Genomic DNA, 6,535 nt, shown 5'->3' with positions numbered 1-6,535 from the left:
CCCGGGGCAACCGCCAGCCGCAGGTCGCGGGCGCCGGCCGCGGCGGCGGCGAACGCGATCAGGTGCAGTGCCGCGTCGAACACCGCCGGATGGATCCCGTACCCGGCGACCGTCGCGGCGGGGTCCTCTCCCCCGAGGCGCACCTCCCCGTACAGGTCGTCACCGCGGCGCCACGCCGCGCGCAGGCCCCGGAACGTCGGCCCGTACCCGTATCCGGTCTCGTCGAGCGCGTCGTACAGGCCGCTCACGTCGATCGGCGTCGCATCGGCCGGGGGCCACGGCCGGATCGGAACGGGCGCGGTGTGTACCGCCGCCGTGAGGGTGCCGACGGCGTGCCGGGTCCACGGGGTCTGCGCCGCGGCGTCCGCCGGACGGGAGTGCACCGACACCGTGCGGTGCCCGGCGTCGTCGGCGGTGAGGACGGCGACCTGCACCGCGAGCTCCCCACCGGTGGGAATCGTCGCGGGTGTCTCGAGGGTGAGTTCCGCGAGACGGCTGCAGCCGGCGCGGTGCCCGGCGTGCAGGGCGAGTTCGACGAACGCCGTGCCGGGCAGCACGACGGTGCCGTCCACGGCGTGCTCGTTCAGCCACGGCAGTCGGTGCGGCGACAGCACGCCGGTGAACACGGCGCCGCGACCGTCGCCGAGCTCGACCGAGGCGGCGAGCATCGGGTGGTCCCCGGCGTCCATGCCGGCTGCGGCATCACGTCGGGGCGCGCCTCCGTCCAGCCAGTAGCGGCGATGCTGGAAGGCATACGTGGGCAGGTCCACCCATTGCCGGTGACCGGCGCGGCGAGCCCACCCGACCCGGCCCCACTCGATGTGCGCCCCGGACACGTGTGCCTCGGCGAGGGCGGCGGTGAACTGACGCAGGCCCGCCCGGTCGCGGCGGAGGGTGCCGAGGGCGCGACCCGCGACGCCGGCCGCGTCCAGGGTCTCCTGCAGCGGCACGGTCAGGACCGGATGGCTGCCCGACTCGACGAACAGCCGGTACCCGTCGCGGGCCAGGGACCTCGTCGCGTCTTCGAAGCGCACCGGTCGGCGCAGGTTCCGGTACCAGTAGTCAGCGTCGAGTGCGGTGCCGTCCATCACGTCCCCGGTCACCGTCGAGTAGAACGGGATCCGCGAACGCTGCGGGGTGATCGGGGCGAGAGCGTCGAGAATGGGCCGGCGCAGCACCGAGACGTCCGCGCAGTGGGAGGCGTAGTCCACGGTGATGCGCCGGGCCTGGACACCGTCGGCCTGCCACCGCGCGACCAGCACCTCAAGGGCGTCGCCAGGGCCGGACACGACCGTCGCGGCCGGACCGTTGATCGCCGCCACCTCGACGGTCCCGGCCCAGGGTTCGATCTGCTGCCGCACGGCGTCCGCCGGCAGACCCACCGACGCCATGCCACCGCCGCGGCGGGCCGATTCCGTGATCACGCGGCTGCGGGCCGCGACGGCGAGCGCCGCGTCGGGCAGGGTCAGCGCGCCGGCGACGTGGGCGGCGGCGATCTCGCCCTGCGAGTGTCCGACCACGGCCGCCGGTTCGACGCCGTGTGCCTGCCACAGCCGCGCAAGCCCGACCATCACCGCGAACAGCGCCGGTTGCACGACGTCGGCCCGGTCCAGGGCGGACGGATCGCGGTCGCGGAGCACGTCGAGCAGCGCGAACTCGGTGTGCGGGGCGAGGGCGTCGGCGCACTCGCGCAGGCTGTCGGCGAACAGCGGGGAGGATTCCAGCAGTGCGGTGGCCATGCCGACCCACTGCGCGCCCTGCCCGGGAAAGACGAACACCGGCCGGTCGCCCGCCTCGACCGCGACGCCGGTGATCACACCGGGGTCGGGGGCGCCTCGGCCGAGCGCGTCGAGACCGGACAGCAGGGCGCGCGGGTCGGCGCCGAGCACGGCGGCGCGGTGGTGGAAGGTCGCGCGGGAGGTCAGCAGCGGGCCGGCCACCTGCGCGGGGGTCAGCTCGGGGTGGCCGGCGACGTAGTCCCGCAGCCGGTGCGCCTGCGCGCGCAACGCCGGTTCGGTGTGGCCCGACACGAACCAGGCCACGACGTCGTCCGAGCCGTCGGTCCCCTCGGGGGGCGCGGCGTCCGGCGGTGGGGCCGGTTGTTCCAGCACGACGTGGGCGTTCGTGCCGCTGATGCCGAACGAGGAGACCGCCGCGCGGCGGGGCCGGTCGGTCGCCGGCCATTCCCGGTTCTCGGTGAGCAGGGACACCGATCCGGCGGTCCAGTCGACGTGGGGGGTGGGACGGTCGACGTGCAGCGTCTTCGGCAGCACACCGTGACGCATCGCCATGATCATTTTGATCACGCCGGCCACTCCGGCGGCGGCCTGGGTGTGCCCGAGGTTCGACTTCACCGAACCGAGCCACAACGGCCGGTCGGGGGGCCGATCGCGGCCGTAGCCGGCCAGCAGGGCGGACGCCTCGATGGGATCGCCCAGCGTGGTGCCGGTGCCGTGGGCTTCGACCGCGTCGACGTCGGCCGGGCCGAGTCCGGCGTCGGCCAGGGCCTGCCGGATCACCCGTTCCTGGGCCTGCTTGTTCGGGGCGGTCAGGCCGTTGCTGGCGCCGTCCTGGTTCACCGCGCTGCCGCGGACGACGGCGAGGATCCGGTGGTCGTTGCGCTGGGCGTCGGACAGGCGTTCCAGCGCGAGGATCGCGACGCCTTCGCCCCACGCCGTGCCGTCGGCCGCGGCGGCGAATGCCTTGCAGCGCCCGTCTCGGGCCAGTCCACGCTGCCGGCTGAACTCGACGAACACCGCGGGCGTCGACATGACGGTCGCCCCGCCGGCGAGGGCGAGTTCGCACTCGCCGTGGCGCAGCGCCTGCATGGCGAGGTGGACGGACACCAGGGACGACGAGCACGCCGTGTCGACGGTGATCGCGGGTCCGTTCAGTCCGAAGCTGTACGCGACACGACCGGAGGCGACGCTCATCGCGGTGCCGGTGATGAAGTAGCCCGCGAGTTCCTCGGGCGGGGCGCCGCCCGCCCGTGCCGAGTAGTCGATCCCGGACAGACCGGTGAAGACGCCGATCTGCCTGCCGTGCACGGATCGCGGATCGATGCCGGCGTGCTCGAAGGTCTCCCAGCTCGTCTCGAGCAGGAGTCGCTGCTGCGGGTCCATCGCCAGTGCTTCGCGAGGCGAGATGCCGAAGACCTCCGGGTCGAAACCCGCCGCATCGTCGAGAAAGCTGCCGTGCACCGTGTACGTCCGGCCGGCCTGCCGGCCCGTCGGATCGTAGAGGTCCGCCGCTTCCCAACCGCGGTCCGCGGGGAATGCGGCGACGGTCTCCGTACCGGATTCCACCAGGTGCCACAGGTCCTGTGGGGAGCGGACCCCGCCGGGGAACCGGCACCCCATCCCGACGACGGCGATCGGTTCGCGGCTCACCCCCTCGACCTCGCGAAGCTTCTCCCGGGCCTGATAGAGCTCTGCGGTCACCCGTTTCAGATAGTCGAGGAGCTTCGCATCATCGGCCATAATCGAGCTCCAATCCGAGAGCCGTCGTGCCTGCGCCGAGAACTCGATGGTATCCGCCGCCCCCCACCCGGACACAGCGATCTGCTCGTGCGAGTGTGACCGGTGCGGCGTGCGAGACGACTGTGGGCGCGCCTCGGACGAATACCGTCCGGAGCGCTCGGGGACCTCCGCGGCCTTCCGATCGAGTTGCTCGTCGGGCTCTTGCCGCGCACCGACGTGGGCCGACCGACACGTATCCGCAGGGCACCAGCGGTCCTAGACTGTGGCGATGGGCATCGCTCCGGATGTCAGGGCGCAGAGCCGGATGTCAGGGCACAGAGCCGGATGTCAGGGCACCGAGCGTCGGCGCGGCACCGCCCGACTCGGTGCCACCCGCCGCCGCGGGCTCGGGCCGCCGCCCGGGTGCTGCTTGCGCCGGCGCATCGCGACGGCCCGCACCCGAGGTTCTGTCGTCGTCGACCTCGCCCCGGCCGCCCGTGTCGCCGTCCGCCGTTCCGCCGCGACAAGCCCACCGCACATCAACCCTCGACTTTCGCCTGGAGGACCCCGTGACCGTCACAGATACCGACACATCGGCAGAACTGCTGGCCCGGCTGCGGAAGGCCTACGCGACCGGACGCACGCGCGATGCCGAATGGCGCATCCGCCAGCTCCGCGGCATCGAGAAACTCGCCGACGAGCGCGAGGCCGAGATTGCGGCCGCCCTACAGGAGGACCTGGGCCGAAACGCGGTCGAAGCCTGGCTCGCCGACCTCGCTTCCACCCGGGCCGAAGCCGCCTACGCCCGCAAGCGGGTCCGGCGCTGGATGCTTCCTCGACCGAAGCCCTTGTCGCTCAACCAGTTTCCCGCGCTCGGCTGGGTGCAGTACGAGCCGATGGGAGTGGTCCTGATCATCGCACCGTGGAACTACCCGGTGTATCTGACGCTCGGTCCGCTCGTCGCGGCAGTGGCCGCCGGGAATTGTGCCGTGATCAAACCGTCGGAACTGGCCCCCGCCACGTCCGCGCTGCTCGCCCGGCTGATTCCGCACTACCTCGACCCGGAGGCCGTCGTGGTCGCCGAAGGCGATGCCGAGCTCACCCAGAGTCTGCTCGCGCAGGGTTTCGATCTCGCCCTGTACACCGGCGGCACCGAGGTGGGCCGCAAGATCATGGCCGCCGCCGCCCCGCAGCTCACGCCGGTGATCCTCGAGCTCGGTGGCAAGTCTCCCGTCGTCGTCGCCGAGGACGCCGATCTCGAGGTCACCGCGCGGCGTATCGCCTGGGTCAAACTCCTCAATTCCGGACAGAGCTGCATCGCGCCCGACTACGTACTGGTCGAGCGGTCCGTCCGCGACGCGCTCGTCGACACGATCGTCGACACGATCGCCCTGTTCCGCAGCGAGGAACCGCAGCCGGGGATGCGGGTGGTCAACCAGCGTCACTTCGATCGGCTCGAGGCGTATCTGGAGTCCACGACCGGGCGCATCGTCACCGGCGGCAGGTGCGATCGTGACTCTCTCACCGTCGAACCGACCGTGATCGTCGATCCGGCACCCGACGACGCCGTCATGACGGACGAGGTCTTCGGGCCCATCCTGCCGATTCTCACCGTCGACTCGGTCGACGCAGCCCTCGACTTCGTCGGTGCCCGCCCCAAACCCCTTGCAGCGTACGTGTTCTCCAAGTCGCTGAGCACCCAGAGGAAGATCACGCAGCAAATCAGCGCGGGTGCCGTGGTGATCAACCACGTCGGCATGCACGTCCTCGCGCCACAACTGCCGTTCGGTGGCGTGGGTGCCAGCGGAATGGGGGCATACCACGGACGCTACGGTTTCGAGGCGCTCAGCCACCGCAAGGCGGTGCTCGCCAAACCGTTCCGTCCGGATCCGGCGATGAACTACCCGCCCTACACCCAGGCTGCGCTGAAGATCATGCGGCGACTGTTCTGAGCGGTCCCCCGACACCCTCCGGAACGGAGGACACCGACACGGCCGAGGACGGATCGACCGGTCGCGTCGGCCCCGACGGCTCGGAACCGGCGAGCCGCGCAGTGCTGCGGTCCTGGCTCGCCGCCCAGGAACGCAGGGGCATCTCGGTTGCCCGGCACCCGCCCGGCAGCCCCGGCGCCTCGGTCGTCCTCGTACCCTGGGGGGTGACCACGAGGAGGTCGCCGTGACAACCCGGCCGGAACCCGTCGAACCTGCTGCGGGGCAGGAGTCGGTCTGGGACTACCCCCGACCGCCCCGCCTCGAGACCTTCACCGGCTCGATCACCGTGGAACTGGGCGGCCGGACCATCGCGTCGACCACGCGCGCCTGGCGGATACTGGAGACCAGCCATCCGCCGACCTACTACCTTCCCGCCGAAGCCTTCGCCGACGGGGTGCTGCGGGAGACGCCGGGCTCGTCGTGGTGCGAGTGGAAGGGCAGGGCGAGCTACTACGACCTGGTGACCGCCTCGCGGGTCGCGCCGAAAGCGGCGTGGACCTACCGCGATCCCTCCCCCGCCTTCCGGGCGCTCGCCGGGGCGGTCGCGGTGATGGCCGCCCAGGTCGACCGGTGCACCGTCGACGGCGAGGAGGTGGTCCCGCAACCGGGCGGTTTCTACGGCGGCTGGATCACCAGCTCGGTCGTCGGCCCGTTCAAAGGAATCCCCGGGTCGGCGGGCTGGTGACCGCTCCGAAGTACGCCGAAGCCGATGCGCGCCTGCGGGAGGCGCGGAAACCGGACTGGGTCGATGAGCGGTTCCTCGTCCGGCCGGCAAGGTTCGAGGTCGACGCCCCGGCGGCATGGACGATTCCCTGAGCCGCCGCGGAAGGCCGGCCGACCGGGACCGGGAGCGGTCGTTCCCCTTCCCGGGTCGACTCACGCCGCACTCTCCCGTCCCGGAAAACGCTGCGAACAGCACCCGGTGCGGCGGATGATCGAGAAACAGCGCCCGAGGGCGGTGGATCGTACGCGCGACCCTCCCGTTCCTGCGCGTGTCCGGCTCGTTCGCTCGACCTTCGGGAGACACCCGCCATGAGACTCGGCATCCTCGTTCTCGCCGTCGGCGCGTCGCTGCTCGCCGGCACC

At 72.1% G+C, this 6,535-nt stretch carries 4 protein-coding genes; 3 read left to right on the top strand and 1 reads right to left on the bottom strand.

Annotated features, from left to right (window positions below; all coding sequences use genetic code 11):
* The coding region (locus tag OEY_RS28685; protein WP_010595362.1) for a type I polyketide synthase at nucleotides 1-3,479 on the bottom strand (3,479 nt) is incomplete at its 3' end.
* A gap of 548 nt (nucleotides 3,480-4,027) precedes the next feature.
* On the opposite strand from OEY_RS28685, the gene OEY_RS0118790 reads away from it, so the two are divergent.
* The 3 genes from OEY_RS0118790 to OEY_RS31400 all read left to right on the top strand — a co-directional run bounded on the left by OEY_RS0118790 (nucleotide 4,028) and on the right by OEY_RS31400 (nucleotide 6,265).
* On the top strand, nucleotides 4,028-5,410 hold the full coding sequence (locus tag OEY_RS0118790; RefSeq protein ID WP_010595361.1) for an aldehyde dehydrogenase family protein: 1,383 nt from the start codon (nucleotides 4,028-4,030) through the stop codon (nucleotides 5,408-5,410).
* A gap of 223 nt (nucleotides 5,411-5,633) precedes the next feature.
* Nucleotides 5,634-6,134 carry a DUF427 domain-containing protein gene (locus OEY_RS0118785; protein ID WP_010595360.1) on the top strand — a complete coding sequence of 167 codons (501 nt, stop codon included), beginning with the start codon at nucleotides 5,634-5,636 and terminating at the stop codon, nucleotides 6,132-6,134.
* Nucleotides 6,131-6,265 carry a hypothetical protein gene (locus tag OEY_RS31400; protein ID WP_017681584.1) on the top strand — a complete coding sequence of 45 codons (135 nt, stop codon included), beginning with the start codon at nucleotides 6,131-6,133 and terminating at the stop codon, nucleotides 6,263-6,265. Before OEY_RS0118785 ends, OEY_RS31400 begins: the two co-directional genes overlap by 4 nt.
* Nucleotides 6,266-6,535 lie beyond the last annotated feature (270 nt).

Source organism: Rhodococcus sp. P14, assembly GCF_000256505.1.
In the GTDB taxonomy this organism is placed as follows: domain Bacteria; phylum Actinomycetota; class Actinomycetes; order Mycobacteriales; family Mycobacteriaceae; genus Rhodococcus; species Rhodococcus ruber.
This window is presented reverse-complemented; position numbering and strand designations above follow the sequence as displayed.